Below are 21,659 nucleotides of genomic sequence, written 5' to 3'. Positions count from 1 at the left end.
CCTTACCCCGCTCACATTATGCCACGCGAACGATTTCGGCGGTGCCGAGGGCTGAGAAGCGGTTCATGAGAGCAACGCGGATGTGGATCTCGGCGGTCTGGCGGTCGGGGTCTCGTGCGGCGATGCGTTCGCCGAATGCCTTGAGACATCGCATCTTGGCCTCGACACGGCTTCGGGCGTGGTATCCGGTCCAGTGTTTCCAGAATGCCCTGCCGTAGTGCTTCGTGGCGCGAAGCGTCTCGTTCCGAGCCTTCGCTGCCGGGCAGTCTTCCTTCCAGGCGCGTCCGTTCTTCCGGATCGGGATGATTGGGATGGCCCCACGTTGGGTGATGGCCGTGTGGCAGCGGCGGGTGTCGTAGGCACCATCAGCTGTCACCGTTCCGATCTGCTCGTCCTCGGGGATCTGGCCAAGCAACTCGGGTAGGATTGGACTGTCACCGTCGCTGCTGGGGGTGAACTCTAAAGCCCGAATGTCGGAAGTCGCCGTATCCATGACGAGATGGACCTTGCGCCACTGACGTCGGCCTTGGACGCCGTGCTTGCGGGCTTGCCATTCGCCATCTCCGAGGAACTTGATGCCCGTGCTATCCACAAGCAGATTGAGCGGGCCATCGATACGGCGATATGGGATCTGAACAGCCAAGGTCCTCTGTCTACGACACAGAGTGCTGAAGTCGGGCACGGGCCAGTCCAGCCCCGCCAATCGGAGCAGGCTGGCCACCATCCCCGCGGTCTGTCGCAAGGGCAGCTTGAACAGAACCTTGACCGAAAGACAGAACTGGATGGCAGCATCGGAGAAGACGGAAGGGCGGCCGGGGCGGCCTTCACGCGGCGCCAGCCAAGCCATGTCTTGATCGACCCAGATCAGCATCGAGCCACGCCTACGCAGCGCCGCATTATAGCTGGACCAGTTCGTCGTGCGGTAGCGGGCGGGGGGAGGCTTGCTCATGCAACCCATCTAACCGCATGGATTCACTTTGTGAATCGTCCGAAGTCAGAGTTCTGCAACAATGCCCCGCCGCATGACAAGATCAGGGCAGTTGCGCCGCTTGTGCGGCTGTTCTTCTCTGACCTGCTGTCCAGCCTACATAGCCATCTGCCCGGCGAAGAAGAGCCGTGGCCGGTGATGATCATGCTAGACGAGTTTGACATGCTTGGCCGCATGCCGAGCGTGACAGACAGCATTAAGACCTTGCGGGCCTATGGCGGGCATCTGGCGATCGTCACCCAGACCATTCCGGCATTGGACAAGATCTATGGTGAGGACACCCGACTGTCGTTGCAAGGCGGGGCAGGGGTGAAGATCTACCTTGCGCCATCCGAGCAGCGCACCAAGTCGGAACTGTCCGCTGCGGTCGGCAAGACCACGCATCGCGTTACGTCAAAGTCCAAGACCATCGGTAAAGGGCCCTTTGCAGGGGTCAATATTTCCGAACGGAGCGAGGACCGCGATCTTTTGACCGAGGACGAAGCTGGCAGGTTGCATGAGGACACGGTGATCATCCTCGCCAATGGTCAGCACCCAATCAAGGCGCGTCGGATTAAGTATTTTGACGACAGAATACTGAAGCCCATTTTCCTTTCTCAGAAGGGGCAGTTACCGGCCCCTGATCCGAAAGATGCGGCAATTCGTGATCTACGAGGCGATCTGGTCCGAACCACCCACCAGCTGGAGGCCCTGACGAACAAGGTCCAGGAAGTTGCCAAAAGAAGCAGGGTCAAGGCAGCACTGCCGTCTATGGTTTTCAAAGCCCCGGAAGACCCTAAAAAAGCCAAACTTACCGTTGGTGAACCGCAGTCTGAGGGGAAGAACCAAAAGCCCGTAGTGGTTGAGAAAGAACCAGGCAAGGCAGCGTTCGTCATGCGCCGGAAGCGCGAACTGAGTAATAGCGAGGTCCAGCAAACTGAAATCGTCACGGACGACGAAAAGGTTCAGGCGCTACTGGCTGCCCGCGCCAAAGTGGATGCTGTTAAAGCTGAAGATGATAACGGCGTAGCGATGGAAGCTGCGGAATAATAAAATGGGCGGCCAATGGCCGCCCATTTTTCTTAAATCGTAGAGCGTTACTTGATCATTAGATCATCGATGCTACCACCAGCGTCCAGATGACCTTTTACCCAACGGGGCTGACGCCCCCGGCCTGTCCAAGTCTCAGATTTATCTTCAGGATTGGCATACTTGGGCGCGACGGTTGCCTTGGCCGCCTTTCCCCCGGAAAGCAGCTCCTTAAGCGAGAACCCGTGTTCCTCTGCCGCTTGCTGTGCTGCCGCCATGGCCTGTTCTTTTTTCTTTGCCTCAAATCCGTCGATCTGGCGACCGACAGCCTTGTGAAGATCGCGAAGCTCTTTTAGCGACATAGTATCAAGTTCAATATTCATCGTGATTCCTTATTGAGTATAAGGGCATCCTTTAGGCTGCCCTTATGACCATCGCTTATGCGATCCTTATTTTCCAAGAGTGCGGGCTTTATCCTGCATTCTGTTTATGGACTCTGCAACCCCTGTCGTTGCCTGAAAAACAGAGGGGTGGGAAGCAAATGTCTGCGCGGTGCGTCCTAATGCGTTTTCTCCCCGCTGTGTCTGTCCCGGCGTTCTTGCCAAGGCTGCGGTATTTGCAGCAACCCCTTTTCCAAGGTTTTGAACACTTTTACCTTGGCCCACAAACTTGCTGGCTGTTGCGATAACACCAGTCATTGCAATATTGCCGGATACGGTTGTGACAAGCATAGGGAGAAGTGCCATGCACAGCAGAATAAGTATCATTAGAACAATGAAAGGGATGAATGCCCCGATGCTCGTATAACCATCAGTTCCGATCCTTTCGATCATATCGGTTCCCATGGAAATCATGATCGAGAAGATGGAAGCGATGAAGAGAGGATAAAGGGACCAGCTGATACAGGCTGAGAGCCATCGTTCGAAGAATCCCTTGGTTACCTCAAAGAGGGTCATGGCAATGACGATAGGGGCCAAGCCAAGTAGGACAGTTATGACCACTTTGGGGAAGAGGATAAGTAGGGCTGAGACTGCTGAAATGAATCCAATGAGCAGGATGCAGATGCCGGAAACAATGGCGGACGTGAAATACCCGCCCATGTCTTCAGCTATACTTGTCGCAGCAACTGTGAAGTCGTCCATCAGGCGATCTATTGAACTTGCAAATCCATCGTTGATGGTTGAGCCGCCCAATCCATTCCCACTAGAGGCGAGAATGCCGCCAGCTGTAGCCTCGATAGCGCGCAGGATGCCATCGGCGACGGCCCAAAACTGGTTCCAGTTCCAAGCGAAGATGCCGATAAGGGCCAGCTTGATCATTAGCGATATACATTGAACCCATGCCATAGGCCGCAGCTGCACCATCATGTTGATGCCTACGAGGGCTACCGCCAGGACAGCCATGTAACCGACGAGCGTACCGGATGCCTCTACAAGTCCTAGAAATGTCGATCTTGCAGCATTTACAAGGAAGCTCTCAGCAGAGGACACAATCGGTTCTACAATCGGCATATCAGCGACCCTGCCATTCGCGGCAAATATCTCGGGAAAGCCTCTGAATTTGTGCCGCTTCGCGGGCTATGTCACCGCCTATCTCTTGTATTTCTCCGCGATCTTTTCCCTCTGCAATTTCCCTGTATTGAGCATCTGAATCATCCCATGATGGGTATTCAATTTCACATGGGCATGATTTTGTATCGATAATGCTTTGGTGGCGATTTCTGTCATAGATAGACCTTAGCAGTTTCGCATTGACTGCTTCCTGCGGTGTTCGATCTATAACCCATTGTGGGCGGGGCGGTTTTATACAGCCATCAAGAGTTGGGTTTTCATCCTCTGTAGGCTTGGAAAGGTCGGGCATGGTGAAATCCATGAAATCCCGCTCTGCCTTTGACACTGGCGGTTCAGCATTTCGTTCAGTGACAGTTTCAGCGTTGGCGCGGGGTTCGTCAGCCTGCGACAGGTCGGGCATGGTAAAGTCCATGAAATCCCGCTCTGCCTGGATGGCAGAAGCTGTCTCATCTTCAGGCTCATTCCCAAGGAAGACACCACTGATCGCCACGCCAATGGCAAGCGATGCCGCACCGATCACAAGGGTTTTTCGATCAAGCATTTTCGTGTTCTCCGTTGTCGCCAATATCAGGAATAAAAAACTCCAGCACGCCTCGGTCGCCGCCGGCGCGGCCGGTTTGAATCACCACATCGATCGAGCTGGCGATGTAGCGCAGCGTGTCTGCATATGTCAGCGGCAGTTCCGACTTCAGCGCCATGATGGCGAGCTTCGACAAAGCCAGCTTTGGGGTTTCGGCATGGATCGTCGTCATTGACCCGCCGTGGCCGGTGTTGATGGCTTCAATGAAGGTCATGGCCTCCTTGCCGCGAACCTCACCCACGATCAGCCGGTCAGGCCGCATCCGCAGACAGGAGGTGAGCAGAATGTCCGGCGTCCTTGTCCGGCTGTCCCGATCCGCAATCAGCGTCACCACGTTTGGCTGCGTCGGCACCAGTTCGGATGCATCTTCAATGGTGATCATCCGTTCGCTGTCGCTCACATAGGACAGCATTTTTCGAGCAAAAACCGTCTTGCCGCTGTCGGTGGCACCGGCGATTAGGGCATTCATTTTGTGGCCGACGATGAACGCCATAGCCGCGTCAATATCGCCGGAGGCTGCCAGTTTTTTCAGTTCCCGCTTGGTGTCCGCGCGGGCCTGGTCCACCGAGTATTGCTGACCGTGCAGATATTTTACCCGGATCTTGTCGAGGGGCAGGGACGAGAAGAAGCGCATTGAGATTGCCGCGCCAGACAGCACCGCAGGCTCCGCCACCACTTGCGCGCGGATCGGACGGCCCCGGTAATCTACGGAGGTCGAGATGATCGGCGCATCCCGGCCAAGGGTCAGCTTGCCCGCGCTGGCGATGCGGCGGCCCAGGTCCGTGACTTCCTGTTGGTTCATCGGTGCGCGGGTTTCCAGCTTCATCGCCGGGTCGCCGTGTTCCAGTGACCAGATGCGACCGTCCGGGTTGATGGCAATTTCCACCAAGGCGGGACTGTCGATGACAGCCCCGATGCGTGCCAAGGCTTCATCCAGATAGCTGCCATGGGTCATGTCGTTCATGATCAGAAAATCTCCAGATCGCGGTCCACCATGACGGTGATCCGGGTGCCTTGGTTGACTGTGATGGTCGGTGGCATCGAGACATACTTGCCGATGGCAGCCTCTGTTGCGCCGCTGACGGCATTGGACACACCGGTTGCCGGATCGTTGGAGCCGCCCGTGGAAATGGTCACACCCCCGTCGCCGCTGTCGTCTTGCAAGGCCGAGGGGATGGCGCTGATTGTAGAAATCAGAGCCGCCGCCCCAAGCCTACGGAAGAAGTGATTGTTGACCTTGCCGGTGGTGCCGGAACGGCCCAAGGCGTCGCCACCGAAGGAGCTGATCTGTACCGACTGGTTGTCGGGCATGATGATACGTTCCCAAGCCACCAGAAGCCTGTTCTGGCCGGTATCCACGTCAGCCGAGTAGCTGCCGATCAGACGCGACCCGCGCGGGATCAGGATGCGCGATCCATCATAGGCCACCACATCAGTTGTCACGAGGCCCCGGATCGGACCTTGAAGCGTGGAGTCTATAGCTGTTTCCAGCACCGCCTGGATCATCGTCCCCTGCGTGACGGTGTTGGACGGGTTCACAATTATTTCCGCGCGCTGGACCTGAACCGGACGCCCTGCATCACGCACAAACTGCGCATCACTGCTGAGACGCGCCGCCTGCTGCGCAGCCGCCCCGTCTCCGAAACCTGTCGCATCGGCAGCGGCGCCGGCTGCGGCACTGCCGCCGCCGCCCAAGGCGACCATGGAGGACTGCAACCGTGTCTGTTCCAATTGGGACGCCTCATCGGCAGCGGGATTGCCACGTGTCAGTGAGCTGCCTGCGCCGCCCGGCATGACACTCTGGCCGCTTTGCAGCCGCATCATGTCCAGGTCATTGTTCAGCCCGGCAATTTGCAGATCACGGCTGCTCAGCTGATCGCGCAACTCCCGTTCTCGCGCTTCTGCTTCATCGCGTAGCTGGTCCAACTCGCCGCGCATCTGGTCAAGTGCGGCAGTATCCACGACCGGCTCACCTTGGGCGTCCTCGGCCGGGGCCTCGGACAGTCGGTCAATTTGGTCTTGCAGGCCGCGGATCAGATCAACCACTTCAGAATTGTCCCTGACGGGCGCAACACTGGTTTCCGGCGCGGCGACTTCGACAGGTTCAGGTTCGGGGGCAGGGCGCGGGCGATTTTCAAGATCGCCAAAGCCGCTGCCCTCGGTCTGGAACTCGCGCGCTTCGCGGACCCCCAGATCCGCTTCGCCTTCGGGCTGCGAATAGACATAGACCAGCCCGGCCAGAACTGCGGCGCCACAGAGTAATCCGGCCATCTTGGCTGCATTCGCCGCAGGTCGGGCTTTCTTGGGTGCCTTAGGGTCAGATTTTTCCAATCCGGCCAGGCGCTCGCGCAGGTCAATAGTCTCTTGATCGCTCATTGCACCAACCTCACGGCTTTCATCATCCCCACGGTCGATTCAACCGTTCCCAAGCGCAGCATCCAGAACGGGTTAATGCCGGTCACGCGGACCACGCCATCGGGCATTGTCTGGGAATTGACCGTGATTTCCTGCCCTGCCGTGACCTTGAAGATCGCGGGCATTTCACCCGTGCTGCGGAACTTGAAGTAGGTGAAGGTCCCATCGTCCCAGACCAGCGTTGGGGTGGTGCCGTTCACGATGCTGCCGCCGTAGTCGTAATTCAGCGGACCACGGGCGACTTGGCGGTTGGCGGGCGTGGCGCTGCCCGAGCCGCGCGGGTAGGTGAAGCGCACCACGGAGAACTGCGCCGAGGCAGACTCGGAAACCTCGAAGTAGTATTGCCGCTTGTTGGTATAGACGTTGATGTTCGTGGCGGCGCCGCTAGTTGTGGGTTTCATCACGAAGGCGCTGCCACCCGGCACCGCATCGAAGTTGAAGCTGACGGTATCGCCCGCAACCACGGACGTGATCTGTTCATCCGGGCCGAACTCCACGGAAGTAACCCGGCCTACCTGCGTCTGGACGCGGTAGACCTGTCCATCGACCCATTGGGCATAGCGGACACGGGCATCGAGATTGCCCGCCCGAGGGGTCACTTCGGCTAAGGCGCTCGACGCCCCCATGCTGGCCGCGCACATGGCAATGGCGAAACGAATGCCCCGCATTATTGGACCTCCAACCTGTCAGATGTGATTGCGTATTCGTAGACCGAGAAGCCGAACGGGTTGGTCCAGACATCCTCAAGCGAACGGGCCTCAGTGGTGTCGTAGCGAAAGGCCAGTGTCGCCGTGAACAGCCCTTGGGTTTCCCCATCATTATCCTGCAGCCGCTTGCGCAGCCGGACTTGGGCCCGATCATTGGTGATCTGCGTGACCGAAAGGACCTCCACATCCATACGCGCATTCGGCCCGTATTTACGTTGTGGATAGTCCGGGTTTTCCGACGACCAGAGGCTGCGCATGGATTGCAGCGCCGCCCCCGACGACCGGGCCAGCACCGAGCGGACCCGAAGGTCATTGTCGAGCATGCTGTAGGTTTCCCGGTCGCGCACATAGGCGTGGACCAACGACTGCACGACAGCATCGCGGTTGCTGACAGAGATGGTTTGCAGGTTCACCATCGGCAGCGCCATGCCGCTAGACGGATCGAACGGCACCAGGACCGGGGCGGGCGTCTCATGGCTGGCCGCGATCACCGCCGCCATGATGCAACCGATGGCACCGAAGCCCCATCCCGCGACCCCGAATTTCTGCCAAAAGGCACCGCGACGGCGCTCGCCGTAGATCAGCTCTTCCTCTGTCTCACTGACACTCCGGGAGGCGACGGCTGCGGCTTGCGCCTTATTGTTTTTGCGATTGAACATCGGTGACCTCACTGCAAATTCGGCAGGGTGAAATCGAGCATCTGCTGCTCTTGCGCCCAGGCACTGGCCTGCGACACGTCCGACATGCCCATCCCATAGCTCTGGATGGCGAGAAGCTGGTTGTTCTTGATCAGCTCGCTGACGGCCTCACCCATCATCCGGGTGTTCAGGTCGATGGCCTCCTTGATGCCGGTCTGCTGCGGAATTTCCCCCACCAGACGGTCAAGGCGCTGGAGGCTGACCGCAGACTCGCGCTGCGCAGTGTCGGCCGAGGCCGCCACCATCGCGCCGGTCGTGGCTTGGTTGGCGGCGCGTTTTTCCGCCACGGTGCCATCCCGGCCCATGTCTTCGACCCGTGCCGGATCGAGGCCCGCCCCGATCATCGTGGACTGCGCTGCTGCCTGAATTTGCTCACGGTAGCCCGACGACAGGCCCGACCAGTCGCCGGAGGATGCAGAGTTGGCGGCTTGCAGGATGCTAGTCATTTTCGGATCGAGAACAGTATCCAGCCCATCACCCATGAGAAGGCCCTGAATGTCGGCATTCCCTGTCAGGACGGCATAGATCTGTTGCAGCTCATTTGTCTGCGATTGCAATTCGGCCAGTTGCTCGATGAATTGGTCCAGCATGTCGCTCTGGATGCCGTAATCTTCCAGCATCCGCCTGATCTGCGTGATCTGCTGTGCGATGGACTGGGTATCGACGGTCGGCACGCCCTGCGCCGTAACCGGCGCGGGCAGTGCCACAGACAGGCACAGACCCGCGCCGACGATCAATCCTTTGAATGCAATCCGCATCTTACAATCCCCCTTCAAAATTCATGAATGCGCGTTCCTGCGCGAAGGCCGATGCAGCCGCTATTTGCTCAGCCGTCATCGGCTTGGAGCGGGCGGCGACGAGGCGCGTCCTGATGACCAGAAGGCGCACAAATTCGGCGCGCACATAGCTGTTCAGGGCCATCGCTTCTGCTGCGTTGGTGGTATCCCCAAGACGGGACATAGCTTCTTCAAGGCGGGCCATCGCCAGCCCCATGTCCTGCCCGGCTTCATCGGCATATTCCGCCGTGGCCCCGCCGATCATCGCCCGGTCGGCATTCGCCATGTAGGTGGCCTCGATGCTGCCGATCTGGTCGGCAGCGCCAAGCGCCGCCATGTATTCCCGATACTTGGTCGGGATGATCTGGACGTAGTTCTGGGTTTCCGTAAAAGGCGGCACGCCGCCATATCTGCGAACATTGCCCGCCCCAACGTTATAGGCGGCAAGCGCCAAGATCATGTCGCCGTCAAATTCGTTTAACCGCTGTGCAAGATAGCGCGCGCCACCTTCAGCTTGGACATAGGGGTCACTGCGATAGGTGTTTCTGATACCCAAATCACCCGCAGTTGCAGGCATAATCTGGGTCAGACCGTAAGCCCCGACAGGCGATTGAGCATGCGGGTTGAAGCGGCTTTCCTGCCAGATGAGAGCCTGCAACCAACACCGCCACTGGATCAGCGACAACCCGGCGCGCTGCATATGGTGTGTGTCCTGCGCCGCCCGGATGATGATCTGTTCGACGTTCTCACGCTCGCCGCTGAATAGCCTGTCCGCAGCGGCGCTGTTGTCGGTGGCATAGACTTCCGCGGATGGAGCGAAGCCTTCCTCAAGGCCCCGAACCGTTTCCTCGGCCCCGGCCCCATTATCGGGCAGGGTCATTCCTTCGGTGACTGCCTCCAGCGCCTCGACCTGCTCCTGTTCGGCTTCAACGCGCTTGCGGCCTTCCTCAGCCTTCTGCCGTTGCAAAACGAGGTCCGCTTCAAGCCGGAGGGTGATTTCAGCCTCGCGGGCATTCTTAGCCGGATCGACAACCGGCACACCCTGCGCCATCGCCGTGCTGGACAGCATCAGGGCAAGAGCAGGGGCCGCCAGAGCCACCCGCAGGCTGCCCGCAGTCCCTTGCTCGATCCTTGACGTCTCGCGCGGGCCTTTTGCGGGCATGGAGCGCGGATCACCGTTGCGCATAAGGACCATCCTCGACCGCGCCCTCATAAACGCCCACCTGGCGCACGGCGTCCTGTCGCGCCTCGCCCCACAGTTCGGGCAGGGGGCGTAGATCGCAGGTCAGATCACCCCGCGCGTTGAAGCACTTGCTGCTGACCGGCTTCGATTGGGTGCCAGCGCAGGCAGACAGGGCCAGGGACGCCAAAACGGCGCAGAGGGCATGCTTACGCATTCTCAAATCCTTTCCAAAAATCAGGGCGGGTCCGGTAGTCCGCGCCGACCAGCGCCTCACCGGCCTTCATGCCGCCGAGGATGGTCAGGAGCGGGCCAAGGGCCGAAAGATCGGTGTCGATGACATGCGAGCCGTCATCCGACCGCAGCAGCGCAATCCGCGAACCGGGATTCACGCCCATGAGGATTTCCAGTTCTTTCTGGTTCAGCGGCAGTCCGGCATAGTCCTCGGCACTGGCGTCCTTGTTCGGCAGCAGCATCTTCGTGGGCAGTGCTTGCATCAGGGTCCGGCCATGCGCGGAGGCTTGGAGCTGATGCGCAAACTGCGTCATCATCACGACGACCGTGTTCTGCTTGCGCGCCGTGACCAGCCAGTTTTCGATGCGGCCCGCAAAGTAGCTGTTGTCCAGCGCCTTCCACGCCTCATCAATGATGATGATCGTGGGGCGCTTGTCCTCGATCTGCCGCTCGATGCGCCGGAAGATGTAGGACAGGACCGCCATGCGGGCTTTCTGATTTTCGCTGTCCAGAATGTCCGTCAGGTCGAAGCCGACAAACTGGCCGTCCAGCGAGAAGGTGTCCTCGACCTCGCGCCCGAAGATCCAACCGAAGCGGTTTCCCTCGGTCCACTCGTTCAGCCGATCCGCCAGCGCGCCCCCGTCATGGGTGGCCCCGACCAGCTGCGCAAACTGCGTCCAGGTCCGCAGGTTGGGGTTCCGCGCTTCTGCGTTTTGGCGCACAGCATCGCGCACCGCGCGGGACTGTTCCGGCTGGAGCTGGCTATGGCCGGTTTCCATCAGGTGAATGAGCCAGTCGCTCAGCCATTCCTGCCCGGACGTGTCCGTCTCGATCCAGAGAGGATTGAGGCCGGTGCGTTCGCCCGCCTTCAGTTCGGAATACCGGCCGCCCAAGGCGCGCACGGCCATTTCCATGCCCCGGCGATAGTCGAAGACAAAGACCCGCGCGCCGACCCGTTGGGCTTGCGCGGCCAGGAATGCCGCCTGCACGGACTTGCCCGACCCCATGCGGCCAAGGACCAGCGTGTGACCGTTGCTCGGTTCCTTGCGAGGATCGCCTTCTTCATGGAAATTGAAGCGGTAGGCGCTGCGCGAAATCGTCGGAAACCACGTAATCGGCGTGCCCCACGGCACATTCTCACCGCTCTTGCCCATGGCCGCACGATGCAGCGCCGCAAAGTCGGCAAACTGTTCGTTGGTGATCACGCCTTCGCGGATGCGGAAGGCACGGTTGCAAGGGTGCTGGCCGAAATAGACGGTGCGGGCCGTATAGCCCTGCGCGATCATCTTGACGCCCGCGCCCACGGCGATGTTGCGGATCATCGAGCTGATCTTTGCCAGTTCTTCCTCGCTGTCGGCATAGACGGCAACGGCCATCTGATGCTGTCCGAAACTGATTTCCCCGGAGGACAGACGGTTCTGCGCCTGTTGCACTGCCTCGATCAGGTTGGCGGCCTTGTCGTTGATCGCGGCGCGGCGGCGCAGTTCCCGCGCGATCCGCTCTTCCATGATGCCGCTGTTGACCGGAACATAATAGTTCGACACCACCATATCGACGGGCAGGTCCAGTTCATCGAACATGGTCACGAAGGACTCGCGCGGAAACTCCTTGATCGAGTAGATCATGCCCACCCGATCCGGCAGGCTGCCCCCGGCCAGGTAAATCCTGTCGCCCTTGAAGGTGACGCGCGTGTTGCTGACGGTTTCCGCAATGGTCTGGTCCAGCGACGTGTGGAAGGTCGGAACCTCGATCCCGGTATTGATGCTTTCCAGAAAGCCGAGCAGTTGACCGCTGGATGCGGTCAGCACGTGCGGGTTCATGCCTGAGAGTGTTGAGCAGAGAAATTCCACGACCTCTTGCAGCTGGGCCACGCGGCCGTCGATCTGCCGGGCGAGAGCGTTCTGAGACTGGCGCTGCGAGAACGGGATCTTCGACAGCACGTCAGGCCGATTGATGACGGTGATGGTGATGGTGTGTTCGCGCAGGCTGGCGCGGCTCATATGGGCCTGCCAACGCCGGTCGATCTGGGCCGCAAGCCCATCATCCGCGACGGGCGGAAGGGCCGTGTCGATGCGGCGCGATACCTTGTGGACGGTATAGGCGAACTTGTCGCCGGTCTGGGCGATGATGCTGGCGAAGATGTCCTTCATCCGGTCCAGCTTTTCGTCAGCGACGGTCAGGCTGTTCAGCCCGGTGACGCGGATACACTGGAAAAACTCGTTGCCCTTTGTGCGTATGGTCAGGTCGTCGATCAGCGAGACATATGGCAGCATGGAAGCCACCGATTGTTCCCGGCTGGCCCATGCGGGCAGGGCATCAAGGGCGGCAGGCCCAATCCGAAGATTACGGTTCATAGCTATCAGCACCCCATTGATCGCGGTTTTTGGTTCGGCGGGTTTTTTTGCTTACGGCCGTGACCACATCGAAAAAATGCGGGTCCCATTCGGCAGCGATCCAAAGGGCCGGATAGGACAGGGCCGTGAATGTGAGGGTCCAGAAACTCTGGACCCACACGAAAGCCAGAACGGACCCCACCATCCAGATCACGGCATAGAACATCGGAAGACCCATAATGCGGGCCGGGCGAATGAGGCCGAGGAACAGGGGGGACCGTTTGACCATGAGATTACTGAGTGCCCCACATCGCGTTCACGATGACGCTGGCGCCGGCGACGATGGCGATGCCCGCGACGACATAGACGACAGTGCGGAAATCGACGTAGCCCATCAGCCAAGCTGCGCCGATGCCGATCACGGCCAGCGTTGCCATGGCCCGGCCAAGCGGCCCGGTAAGGGTGTCGGCAATTCCGGTCAGAATGTTCGTAATCGGGCTGAGGTTGATCTGCCCCTGGGCCATTGCAGGCTCGGTCATCAGCATGAAAAGGCCGACAGCCAGCAAGGCAAAGAGCAGCAGGTTGAGTGCCGAAACCGGCATTGATTTGGTCATAGGATGTCTCCGTTCAATCGGGAAAAGACGGCCATCACCTTGCGGACGTGGCCTTGGGTTTCGCGGTAGGGCGGAATGCCCCCGTGGCGCGAAACAGCTTCGGGGCCAGCGTTATAGCCAGCCAGTGCCAGCTCCATTGATCCAAAACGATTAAGAAGAAGGAGCAGGTATCGTGCAGAACCATCGAGGTTCTGGTGCATGTCATGGGGGTTCACGCCGAGCGTTGCGGCGGTGGCGGGCATCAGTTGGCCGAGGCCGATAGCCCCGACATGGCTCCGCGCCCGAGGGTTATAGGCACTCTCGATTTCAATATTGGCACGGTAGAAATGCCGCCATTCCATGACTGACATTCCGGCTTTGCGCAGGGCGACGTGGCCGCCGTAGCGCATTGCGGTTTGATCAATGGCGTTGAGGATTTCTTCGCTTCCGGAAACTGCACGCGGCGCGACAAAACCGCTTTCCGGTTCTGCAAGAAACGACATGGAGTCTTGGGAAGGGGATGCCGGGCGTTCAGCCTCTGGAATTATCGGCTGCCCGCCTGATCCGAAATGGCGAGCGAAGCCGTTGCTTTGTTCTCTGAATTGAAAGGCTCCATCGGAGCCGGGCACGAGAACCATGCCATTTGCAAAGGAGTGGCCTGGATTGAGCGGAAGAAGCCCTATCATGCAGCCAGCCATTGCCGGAGAAAAGGAGGATAGTGAAGACCTAGCTCTTTTTCTTATCTTCTGGTTTTGTTGACGTTGAATGGACCGTCCGCTCGTCATCAAACAGCGGAACATCCACGTGCCTGAATCCGGCTTCGTGCATGAAGGAAGTAAGGCCGTTAATTGTCCTGAAAACCCTGACTTTAATTTCGTCCATGTCATCGACCTTTCGTGGTGTCGTGACGAGGAGTTTTTCAAAAGTCCCTTCTGAATTAACGACGCGAACGATCCATTCGCCATACCAGACGGATGCTTTGCGGTATGCCGCCGCTTGGCAAACGACCTCAGCGAGATAGCCGCTAGCAACGAGCTTTCTGAATCTGGGTTCTGTAACCACATTCGGCGTTTCTTTTTCTAACTCTATTTCTTCCACGCCTGTGGTCCTCCAACTGGTAGGACTAGGCACCCTTCTCGGGTAGCCCAGTTCTACGATATTATAATATTGACAGCAACCCTATAGGATTGCTGAACGCTACTTTTCTCCTGCGCAGCCATCAGTAGGGCGCTGACCAATGAAATTAAAGCTACTTCGGAGGGTGCGGCTTGTGCTGGCTAGGGGGAGGGTTGCGTGCAGGATTGCCTTCCGCCGGCGGCAGAATGCCTTTGCCACAATGCCGGGATTTGCTGCTGCGTCTTGCATGGGCTTTCCAAGCGACGCCTCATAAGAAGCATGGCGGGCAGACCTGATGATGGGCCTAGACCGCGATGGGTGTCTTGCGTGACGAATAAGCAGGGCGGCCCGAAGACCGCCCTAATGCACGGGGCCGGGGCTATAGGGCGCTATGAGCAATGTGCAGTTTGCACATTCCTCATTCGTAGATCACGTTTTCGCATCTCTCGCCCTTCCACATGATGGCGACATGCCCAGTGTTCCACTTGTAGAGCCAACCCACGACCTCCCGCGATCCCTGATCCAAGACGCGCTTGATCGGATGAGCCTGCTCTCTCTCGTTGAGCGATCCAGTCGTATCGTTATCGACGGACACGATTTTGCTGCCTTGAATACCCATATCACTACTCCCAGGGACGGCGCGGTGTGTGGCAACGCAGCGCGTTCCATCCACCGGCGATTTGTTCATCTCTGGTTAATGAACTATGGTCCGCGGCCTGATCACGGCACGATACGAAATTGAGCGAAACAGAACGAAATGAAACCCTCCAACATGCTGATAAAAAATGGAAAGTTTTTCGTTCAGCCTGATGCTGGTGGCAGAGATTTCAAGGTGCTTTTCAAGAACCTCGCGGCGGCAGGAGCCGGGCGACCGGTTGACGAAAACGGATTTCCAAAAGGCCCTTGGACGGCAGACCTTCTCGCTGAAGCGATCTCATTGATCGACGCAAACCGGGCTGGGATAGAGCTACGCACTGTCCAGCTCTGGTTTCAAGACAACGACAAAGGCATCAGTCCAGAGAACATCCGATGGCTTGCACGGATCTTTGGCTGCGACGACCCCAAGGCGACAAGCGCCTGGCAAGCTGCATTGAGTGCATCACAACGGCAGCTGGTTGCCCAAAGACGTGAGCGGCAGAAATCTTTGGTCAGCAGCGCCTCTGAGGCAAGCAACTTAGAAGAAATAGCAGTCGAAGTTGGCGACGGGATCGTGATTGATGCCGACGACGATCTTCCTGATGATATTCAGCCCAAAAGACGCTTCAGTCTGGCCCGAACATCAGAGGCAATCTTTGGTGGGGGATCGTTCCTAGACCTGCCGGTATCAGTCTTTGCCGGCGCGGCGGTGCTTGGGTTTATGTCTGTCTTCCTAGGTGTCCATAGTATTACCTACGCGGAAAACAATGGACCATTGAAGCAAGTAGGCTTTTTTTGGGCTCCAAACTGGACCCTTCTTTTCATGGTTTTCCTGCCTCTCTTTCTCGGCTTTTGCCATGAGGTCATAGCCTTCTGGAAAAATGAGGGACGAGACCTGCTTGTTGCAGCAAGCGGTAGTACAGAGGGCAATAATGGATGGTTGAAAAAGGTTGAGGCTTCGCCGCTTACCTACTGGTCAGTGTTTCTCGTCTGCATAGGATTTGCGGGTCTTTTCCAGTGGGTCAGTGTTCGCTTGTTGCCCCTTATTGATGGTAGTCGCGATTATGCGATTGATTGGGGGTCAATTGGCATCATACGCCCTGAGCTGACGTCCGTAATGGCCCAGGCATTCTTTACCGGAATTGCTTACCTGTACATGTGTCTCTGCTTCTATCTTTTCTTCGTAGGACTCATTCTCCTTTACACGTTGGCATATGACTATAGGGATATTAAACGCCAATCAGAGAGGGTTGAGGATGACAACCTGTCAGATGCTATCCTGGGGGTCAGCGCAAAACTTTCTAGAGGAGTTTTTAGGTGTGCTATATCAGGTATCTTAATTGCAATCTGCATGAAGCTTCAGTCTGTTTACTTGGTTACAGACAGTCGTGATATCATAAGCTGGTTCGTGAATGACTTTCTGGCTGTCACGGTTGGGAACGACACTATTTTTAGCCGCAAAGACTTCAGTACCCCTAACCAATATACAAGTCTGCTTATTGTCATGGTAACAGTGTTTACGTTCGCTTATGTAATTTCCCAAGTAGGACTTGTACGACAGTTTGGAAGTGTCCCTGTAAAAATGGCAGGTTGTATCCTTTCTTTGGTGATAGCCTATACGGCTATCGGGATGTTCGATGGCTTTTCAATCATTCTAGGTCTTTCCATACTTCTCGCAGCCTATGGACTCTTTGATCCATGGCTTGGATCGCGGTCTGGCAATGTGGAAAGGCGCGTTGATGTATCATAGCTGGCTGGATCGTTGGGATGATAAACGGGCGCAGCGTGGAAACGCCTTAAAGTGCCAGACTGTGTTCAGTCTGGACGCGCATCTTGCGTTTCCTATACCGGAAAATGAAAATATTGGCATTGCTGATTTCATGCTTTTGGCTGAGCGAGCTGTCGCTGATGCTTCATTTTTTGAAGAACCCGCGAAGTCTGATTTTAGCTATACATGGAAAGATGGCTGGATCGAGTATCAGTCCGATATTAAAACGGGCTTTGCGCAGAACGACCGTATTCAAGCCAAAGTAACTGACAGCATAACCAAAAAACGCGCCCTTATTATTTTTCATCATTGGAATGCGAGATCGAGATATAAGCAGATCGCTGCATTCCTATCGAGGCGGGGAATTACGGTAGTCCAGATCGCTATGCCGTATCACTTTGAACGGTCCCGGTCGGAATCGTCATATGCGGATTATATGATCAGCTCTAATTTGGGCCGGACATTACAGTCAGTTCAACAAGCCGTATCGGATGGGCGGAAGCTGATACGCATCCTGGAACGTGAGGGCTATGAGCATATTTCGGTCTTGGGCATAAGCCTTGGGTCTTGGATCGCTGGCCTTGTTGCCGCTACAGACCGAGCTGTTAGGAAGGCAGGGCTTTTTCTAACCGCAGGTAGTCTGGCCGATATGGTTTGGACCGGAGCTGCCACGAAGCACATTCGCGCCAGCCTGGAGGGCCAGATCGACACCACGCAACTCAACAGAGTGTGGGGACCGCTAAATCTCGAAAACTATACAGAGCAGTTGGCACGGCCCGGTCTGGAGCTTCTGATTGTCGTTGCGACCAGAGACACTGTGGTGCTGCCCCATCTGGCAGAACCTTTGATCACCAAGTTGAACCAGGCCGGGGCGAGGGTGGACACCCTACAGCTGAACTGCGGGCACTATTCGTTTTCGCTGCCACCGTACATCCTACCGGCAGGTCTTCGCACGATCCGGTTTCTGACAGGGTGAAGAATGACCTCTAGGCGTTGCCAAAGCGTTCTCAAAGGCTCTATATGATCTTATACTGATGACAGACATCGTATAGGATCGTTGCTTTGAGGGAGTGGTTATGCGTCGTCTAGGCCAAGTCACGTTGGGAGTGATGATCGCCGTGTCGGCGGGCGTTGTGACACCGATGCGTGTCGCTGCGCAATCCTACCCGATCGATTGCGCAATTCTTCTCTGTCTGGCTGGCGGCTTCCCTGCATCAGCGGAGTGCACAGCAGCCAGGATCGAAATGATCCGTCGCGTTACGCCGTGGCCCGTTGAGCCGCCCTTGCAGCTCTGGAACTGCCCGCTGCGTGCCAGCGGTCTCCCGCCGCTGCCCAGCATGGGCAGCGATGGTCTGACAGACCAGATCAGGGGCTATCGTGACGGGATCGAGGTCTACCATGTCAACTATCGTGGTCAGCGGAACAGTGAGGGCATCGAGATATCAGATTCGACGCAGCGGGGCTTCTACGACGAGGCCGGCGAGTTTCGTTGGATCAGTATCCGCCTGGAGGACGCGCCTTTGTGGGTTCGTGACCGGGTTGGGTATCACGGTGGAGAACAAGCCGGAACGAGGCGCGGCATTGCGATGAGGACCATGGATTACAGCGGTCAGATTTCCGAAGTCATTTGGGAGACGTACTGATGCAGACACTTGGCAGCATATCGGCATTCTATCAATTGCCATGCATGCGCCTATCTCTCGCGCGGCAAGCTAAAGCCCCTGCAACGGGAGGGGCGCGCAAAGTCAGATAAAAATACCACCCCAAAAAACCCCCCCCCGCGCGGGGGTCCGCACGAGGGGCTTGGTGTCGATAACTCAGGTTTTGCCGACCTGAACTAGCACTCGTTTCTATATGCTATAGTTATCCTCCCACTCCCGAAAATCAAGAGCAAACAACGCATCTGTGCGAACGGATACGGCTTGCCTGCGGACACCGCGCTTCTTGATCGAGGAGCAGCAGATGAATACCGGAGAGGCCGCAGAACGCGGCAATTTTTTCAAACGCATCAACAGCGTTTTTGATGGCACGCGCACCGATGACAGTGCAGCAGATCGCAAACCCATCCGCCGCAATTCGCGCCGTAAGGGATCGTGCGAGGCATCATTCTGGCGCGGGACGTCACGCAAGGACGTGCAGAAAGTCTTGATGGCCGCCCGACAGTATGACCGGGCAAAGAAGGAACCCGGTAAGCGGAATGGCCCCCTGGGCGGCATTGCTTTGGAGGTCTTGGCGTTGTTCGCTAATCTGGTGAACTTCAAGTCGGGCCGACTGGATCCGTCCCTCGATTACATCACCGACAAGCTGTGCCGGTCGCGAGACGCGGTTGTGCGGGCGCTGAAGGCGCTGCGTGATCATGGCTTTCTGGATTGGCTGCGCCGCTTCGAGCCTGCCCCGAACGAGGGCCGGGGGCCGCAGGTTCGACAGGTCAGCAATGCCTATCGCCTGTCTGCACCGAAGCGCGCCCTTGCGCATCTCGGGCGGTGGGCTGGTCGGCCAGCTGCACCGGATGACGACCAAGCCGCGCGCGGGGACCGCGCCGCCGTGGAAGCAGAGCATGTCGAGACCCTCGACCTGGCGGGACTGGCAGCGTTCAAGATCGAGGACTCAGATCTTGCGAAGGCTCTGGCATTAATGGGCAAGGCCATAGATCTACGCGAGTCCGCCAAGCGGACTGAATCCCAATCTACCTCTTTCTCTTATGCTTGAAGGGCAAGATGACGCCGCGCATCGGGAGGCAAACATGCCTAGGCGGCGGTTCCAACCCGAGCAAGACGAGCCGGTGGGCAGGCTGAGCATTTTCAGAGCGAACCGCAGTTCTCGCGCCGCCGTTGCAATGGCGATGAATGACAACCGGTTGCGGCTGTGGAGCAATGCCAGACCTTTCCACGGTGTGATATGTTTCGGCGTAAGCTTTTTTACATCTTTCGGCCTGTGCTGCGCCCTCGCAAGGCCGGTGTATGCTGACAGCATTTCAGGCCAGGCAAGCGTGATCGCCGGTGTCTTTATCGAGATTAAGAGCGAACGCGTCAAACTGGGTTCGGTTGATGCACCTGAGCCCTGGCATACCAGTATTCATTGTAAGACCGCGGCTGGCGCTGCGGTCTGCAGGCGGCATTGACCTTGTCAGACATGATAAGTGGCATTCCAGTCGCCTACTTTTCAAAGGGCAGGGACCAATATGGCCGCATCTTGCGGTAGTGCAGCGAAAAAAGCGTAAAGTTGTCTGTGTGGCCGGCCAAGCCGTCCATTCCGTCTAGGCAGTGAAGCCGTTCGGATTCAAAAAATGTATCAAAAACCGTGCCCTTTTGCGACATGTCTCAAAAGGGCGTTCTACGATGGCCTTTGCAACACGTTTAGCGCTGTTGCACCTACGATCCAGACCGTGTGAAAACTCGAACCGGATTCCCAGCATTGAGCGGCCGTGGTATTCTTGGGCATGGCACATATTTCAGGCGGTGATCGGTCCCAGTTCCTGCTTTTGCCGGACTCTGTGGACGACTATGTGGGGCGGGACAACGTTGTCCGGTTTATCGATGCTTTCGTTGACGGGCTCGATCTGAAGGCTGCTGGCTTCGAGCGGGTCCAGGCGAAGAGTACCGGTCGACCGGGATATGATCCGGCCGATCTTTTGAAGCTCTACATCTATGGATACCTGAACCGGGTACGGTCCAGCCGCCGGTTGGAGGTCGAGACGCGACGCAACCTTGAAGTCATCTGGCTGCTCCGCCGTCTGACGCCCGACTTCAAGACAATCGCAGACTTCCGACGTGACAACCGGACGGCGTTCCGCCAGGTGTTCCGGGAGTTCGTGGTGCTGTGTCGCGAACTCGACTTGTTCGGACGAGAGTTGATCGCGGTCGACGGCACCCGGATCAAGGCGGTGAACAGCCGGGAGCGGAATTTCACCAAGGCCAAGCTGGCCAAAGCGATGGCGGAAAGCGATGAGCGCTTGGCGCGGTATCTCAAGCAGCTTGATGAGGCCGACAAGGACGGTGAGGACGCGCCAGAGAGGGGCACCGTCGAGAGGGTTCAGGAAAAGATTGCAGCGCTCCGGGAGCGGCGTGAACACCTTAATGATCATAACAAAACCCTTGCGGACAGCGGCGAGGACCAGATCTCGCTGACCGACCCGGACGCACGCGCGATGCAGTCCAGCAGCCGCGTCGGGGTCGGTTACAACATCCAGATCGCGGTCGATACCAAGCACAAACTGATTGCGGAGCAGCAGGTCCACAACAAGGTCAGCGACCTGGGCCTGCTGACCGAGACGGCCAAGGCTGCGCGTGAGATCCTCGATGTTGCGCAGATCGATGCCGTGGCAGACCGGGGCTACTTCAAGATCGAAGATATCGAGGCCTGCGAGATGGCAGGCATCGTGCCTTACGTTCCCAAACCGCAGCGCGGCTCTGCTGTTGCCAAGGGATTTTTTCCCAAGGACCAGTTCCGCTATGACGCCGAGGCAGATATCTACACATGCCCGGGCGGCGCGGCTTTGCGCCATGTGCATAGCCGCCCGGTTCGTGGCGAGATCCGCGTGTTCGACTATGCCAATTCGGCTGCTTGCAAGTCCTGCGCACTCAAAACACGTTGCACCGCTGCGGCCTATCGCAAGGTTGCACGCTATGAGAACGAGGCCGTGCTGGACCGGATGGCAAAACGGCTTGCCGCGCGGCCCGGTGTGCTCGATGAGCGGCGCGAGAGCGTCGAGCACCCGTTCGGCTCCGTGAAGCAATGGATGGGCCAGGGTGCATTCCTGATGCGCAGGCTGGAGAACGTGCGCGCTGAGTTCAGCCTGACGGCCATCGCCTACAATTTGCGTCGAGCGATCAGCCTTGTCGGCATTCCGGCGTTGATTGCGGCAGTCAGGCTGTAAAGGCTCCCCATTTCCTTAAGTATCAGCCCATATTCGCCTTCAGAGATCCCCACAGGACCCCAAAACCCAAAATCAAGCGTTTGATCCGGATCCCCTAAAGGGAAATCTCCGGTCCAGCCGAAACCCTGCACACCATCAGACTTCGCCAAGTTTTCACACGGTCTGGATCGTTTTTGAACA

At 57.8% G+C, this 21,659-nt stretch carries 22 protein-coding genes; 6 read left to right on the top strand and 16 right to left on the bottom strand.

The window, feature by feature from the left end; genetic code table 11:
* Nucleotides 1-16 precede the first annotated feature (16 nt).
* Nucleotides 17-949, bottom strand: a complete 933-nt coding sequence (locus tag SY26_RS17990; RefSeq protein WP_045983542.1) for an IS5 family transposase — start codon at nt 947-949, stop codon at nt 17-19.
* Between the two features lie 30 nt (nt 950-979).
* Here SY26_RS17990 and SY26_RS17985 point away from each other — a divergent pair, with 30 nt between their 5' ends.
* A complete protein-coding gene (locus SY26_RS17985; RefSeq protein WP_232303394.1) occupies nt 980-2,017 on the top strand; it encodes a type IV secretory system conjugative DNA transfer family protein in 1,038 nt (345 codons plus the stop codon).
* A 47-nt stretch (nt 2,018-2,064) separates the two neighbouring features.
* Here the strand turns inward: SY26_RS17985 and SY26_RS17980 are convergent, their stop codons facing one another.
* The 15 genes from SY26_RS17980 to SY26_RS20620 form a co-directional block, all read right to left on the bottom strand.
* On the bottom strand, nt 2,065-2,379 hold the full coding sequence (locus tag SY26_RS17980) for an H-NS family nucleoid-associated regulatory protein (RefSeq protein ID WP_046001689.1): 315 nt from the start codon (nt 2,377-2,379) through the stop codon (nt 2,065-2,067).
* Nucleotides 2,380-2,445: 66 nt separating this feature from the next.
* Nucleotides 2,446-3,399, bottom strand: a complete 954-nt coding sequence (locus SY26_RS17975) for a type IV secretion system protein (RefSeq protein WP_046001688.1) — start codon at nt 3,397-3,399, stop codon at nt 2,446-2,448.
* Between the two features lie 109 nt (nt 3,400-3,508).
* A complete protein-coding gene (locus SY26_RS21250; RefSeq protein WP_157020522.1) occupies nt 3,509-4,108 on the bottom strand; it encodes a hypothetical protein in 600 nt (199 codons plus the stop codon).
* Nucleotides 4,101-5,111, bottom strand: coding sequence for an ATPase, T2SS/T4P/T4SS family (locus tag SY26_RS17970; protein WP_369799451.1), 1,011 nt, complete (start codon nt 5,109-5,111; stop codon nt 4,101-4,103). The genes SY26_RS21250 and SY26_RS17970 overlap by 8 nt, the downstream gene beginning before the upstream one ends.
* 2 nt (nt 5,112-5,113) lie before the next feature.
* The gene (locus SY26_RS17965; RefSeq protein WP_046001687.1) at nt 5,114-6,523 is read right to left on the bottom strand and encodes a TrbI/VirB10 family protein; all 1,410 of its coding nucleotides are present in this window, start codon (nt 6,521-6,523) and stop codon (nt 5,114-5,116) included.
* On the bottom strand, nt 6,520-7,230 hold the full coding sequence (locus SY26_RS17960) for a TrbG/VirB9 family P-type conjugative transfer protein (protein WP_042250060.1): 711 nt from the start codon (nt 7,228-7,230) through the stop codon (nt 6,520-6,522). The genes SY26_RS17965 and SY26_RS17960 overlap by 4 nt, the downstream gene beginning before the upstream one ends.
* Nucleotides 7,230-7,928: a virB8 family protein gene (locus tag SY26_RS17955; protein WP_081994984.1), complete on the bottom strand. Its 699-nt coding sequence runs from the start codon at nt 7,926-7,928 to the stop codon at nt 7,230-7,232. The genes SY26_RS17960 and SY26_RS17955 overlap by 1 nt, the downstream gene beginning before the upstream one ends.
* A gap of 8 nt (nt 7,929-7,936) precedes the next feature.
* Complete coding sequence (locus tag SY26_RS17950) at nt 7,937-8,725, bottom strand: type IV secretion system protein (protein ID WP_046001686.1); 789 nt, start codon at nt 8,723-8,725, stop codon at nt 7,937-7,939.
* 1 nt (nt 8,726) lies between these two features.
* Nucleotides 8,727-9,929, bottom strand: coding sequence for a transglycosylase SLT domain-containing protein (locus SY26_RS17945; protein WP_198143206.1), 1,203 nt, complete (start codon nt 9,927-9,929; stop codon nt 8,727-8,729).
* Nucleotides 9,916-10,140: a hypothetical protein gene (locus SY26_RS17940; RefSeq protein WP_157020521.1), complete on the bottom strand. Its 225-nt coding sequence runs from the start codon at nt 10,138-10,140 to the stop codon at nt 9,916-9,918. Before SY26_RS17940 ends, SY26_RS17945 begins: the two co-directional genes overlap by 14 nt.
* Complete coding sequence (locus tag SY26_RS17935) at nt 10,133-12,511, bottom strand: VirB4 family type IV secretion system protein (RefSeq protein ID WP_046001684.1); 2,379 nt, start codon at nt 12,509-12,511, stop codon at nt 10,133-10,135. The genes SY26_RS17940 and SY26_RS17935 overlap by 8 nt, the downstream gene beginning before the upstream one ends.
* Nucleotides 12,501-12,779: a type IV secretion system protein VirB3 gene (locus SY26_RS17930; RefSeq protein ID WP_046001683.1), complete on the bottom strand. Its 279-nt coding sequence runs from the start codon at nt 12,777-12,779 to the stop codon at nt 12,501-12,503. The genes SY26_RS17935 and SY26_RS17930 overlap by 11 nt, the downstream gene beginning before the upstream one ends.
* Before the next feature lie 4 nt (nt 12,780-12,783).
* A complete protein-coding gene (locus SY26_RS17925) occupies nt 12,784-13,104 on the bottom strand; it encodes a TrbC/VirB2 family protein (protein ID WP_231559042.1) in 321 nt (106 codons plus the stop codon).
* A complete protein-coding gene (locus tag SY26_RS17920; protein ID WP_046001760.1) occupies nt 13,101-13,721 on the bottom strand; it encodes a lytic transglycosylase domain-containing protein in 621 nt (206 codons plus the stop codon). Before SY26_RS17920 ends, SY26_RS17925 begins: the two co-directional genes overlap by 4 nt.
* Before the next feature lie 88 nt (nt 13,722-13,809).
* Nucleotides 13,810-14,181, bottom strand: coding sequence for a hypothetical protein (locus SY26_RS20620; protein ID WP_231559105.1), 372 nt, complete (start codon nt 14,179-14,181; stop codon nt 13,810-13,812).
* Between the two features lie 775 nt (nt 14,182-14,956).
* On the opposite strand from SY26_RS20620, the gene SY26_RS20615 reads away from it, so the two are divergent.
* From SY26_RS20615 to SY26_RS17895, 5 genes are all read left to right on the top strand, one after another.
* A complete protein-coding gene (locus SY26_RS20615) occupies nt 14,957-16,585 on the top strand; it encodes an RcgA family putative transporter (RefSeq protein WP_198143204.1) in 1,629 nt (542 codons plus the stop codon).
* Entirely contained in the window at nt 16,575-17,579 is a 1,005-nt protein-coding gene (locus tag SY26_RS17910) for a S9 family peptidase (RefSeq protein WP_046001681.1), read from the top strand. The genes SY26_RS20615 and SY26_RS17910 overlap by 11 nt, the downstream gene beginning before the upstream one ends.
* A 133-nt stretch (nt 17,580-17,712) precedes the next feature.
* Nucleotides 17,713-18,246 carry a hypothetical protein gene (locus SY26_RS20065; protein WP_232303391.1) on the top strand — a complete coding sequence of 178 codons (534 nt, stop codon included), beginning with the start codon at nt 17,713-17,715 and terminating at the stop codon, nt 18,244-18,246.
* Nucleotides 18,247-18,565: 319 nt separating this feature from the next.
* Complete coding sequence (locus SY26_RS17900) at nt 18,566-19,312, top strand: hypothetical protein (protein WP_046001758.1); 747 nt, start codon at nt 18,566-18,568, stop codon at nt 19,310-19,312.
* A gap of 730 nt (nt 19,313-20,042) precedes the next feature.
* On the top strand, nt 20,043-21,479 hold the full coding sequence (locus tag SY26_RS17895) for an IS1182 family transposase (protein ID WP_045999910.1): 1,437 nt from the start codon (nt 20,043-20,045) through the stop codon (nt 21,477-21,479).
* The last annotated feature ends 180 nt before the right edge of the window (nt 21,480-21,659 follow it).

It is taken from the genome of Paracoccus sp. 228 (genome assembly GCF_000967825.1).
GTDB classification, from domain to species: Bacteria; Pseudomonadota; Alphaproteobacteria; order Rhodobacterales; family Rhodobacteraceae; genus Paracoccus; species Paracoccus marcusii.
Note: the sequence above shows the minus strand (reverse complement) of the source record. Positions and strands in the feature narration are given on the sequence as shown.

Excerpts from the sequence above, each read along its gene's own strand:
- SY26_RS17990 (WP_045983542.1), bottom strand. The coding sequence starts at position 949 with ATGAGCAAGCCTCCCCCCGCCCGCTACCGCACGACGAACTGGTCCAGC.
- SY26_RS17980 (WP_046001689.1), bottom strand. The coding sequence starts at position 2,379 with ATGAATATTGAACTTGATACTATGTCGCTAAAAGAGCTTCGCGATCTT.
- SY26_RS17975 (WP_046001688.1), bottom strand. The coding sequence starts at position 3,399 with ATGGCTGTCCTGGCGGTAGCCCTCGTAGGCATCAACATGATGGTGCAG.
- SY26_RS21250 (WP_157020522.1), bottom strand. The coding sequence starts at position 4,108 with ATGCTTGATCGAAAAACCCTTGTGATCGGTGCGGCATCGCTTGCCATT.
- SY26_RS17970 (WP_369799451.1), bottom strand. The coding sequence starts at position 5,111 with ATGAACGACATGACCCATGGCAGCTATCTGGATGAAGCCTTGGCACGC.
- SY26_RS17965 (WP_046001687.1), bottom strand. The coding sequence starts at position 6,523 with ATGAGCGATCAAGAGACTATTGACCTGCGCGAGCGCCTGGCCGGATTG.
- SY26_RS17960 (WP_042250060.1), bottom strand. The coding sequence starts at position 7,230 with ATGCGGGGCATTCGTTTCGCCATTGCCATGTGCGCGGCCAGCATGGGG.
- SY26_RS17955 (WP_081994984.1), bottom strand. The coding sequence starts at position 7,928 with ATGTTCAATCGCAAAAACAATAAGGCGCAAGCCGCAGCCGTCGCCTCC.
- SY26_RS17950 (WP_046001686.1), bottom strand. The coding sequence starts at position 8,725 with ATGCGGATTGCATTCAAAGGATTGATCGTCGGCGCGGGTCTGTGCCTG.
- SY26_RS17945 (WP_198143206.1), bottom strand. The coding sequence starts at position 9,929 with ATGCGCAACGGTGATCCGCGCTCCATGCCCGCAAAAGGCCCGCGCGAG.
- SY26_RS17940 (WP_157020521.1), bottom strand. The coding sequence starts at position 10,140 with ATGCGTAAGCATGCCCTCTGCGCCGTTTTGGCGTCCCTGGCCCTGTCT.
- SY26_RS17935 (WP_046001684.1), bottom strand. The coding sequence starts at position 12,511 with ATGAACCGTAATCTTCGGATTGGGCCTGCCGCCCTTGATGCCCTGCCC.
- SY26_RS17930 (WP_046001683.1), bottom strand. The coding sequence starts at position 12,779 with ATGGTCAAACGGTCCCCCCTGTTCCTCGGCCTCATTCGCCCGGCCCGC.
- SY26_RS17925 (WP_231559042.1), bottom strand. The coding sequence starts at position 13,104 with ATGACCAAATCAATGCCGGTTTCGGCACTCAACCTGCTGCTCTTTGCC.
- SY26_RS17920 (WP_046001760.1), bottom strand. The coding sequence starts at position 13,721 with ATGGTTCTCGTGCCCGGCTCCGATGGAGCCTTTCAATTCAGAGAACAA.
- SY26_RS20615 (WP_198143204.1), top strand. The coding sequence starts at position 14,957 with ATGAAACCCTCCAACATGCTGATAAAAAATGGAAAGTTTTTCGTTCAG.
- SY26_RS17910 (WP_046001681.1), top strand. The coding sequence starts at position 16,575 with ATGTATCATAGCTGGCTGGATCGTTGGGATGATAAACGGGCGCAGCGT.
- SY26_RS20065 (WP_232303391.1), top strand. The coding sequence starts at position 17,713 with ATGATCGCCGTGTCGGCGGGCGTTGTGACACCGATGCGTGTCGCTGCG.
- SY26_RS17900 (WP_046001758.1), top strand. The coding sequence starts at position 18,566 with ATGAATACCGGAGAGGCCGCAGAACGCGGCAATTTTTTCAAACGCATC.
- SY26_RS17895 (WP_045999910.1), top strand. The coding sequence starts at position 20,043 with ATGGCACATATTTCAGGCGGTGATCGGTCCCAGTTCCTGCTTTTGCCG.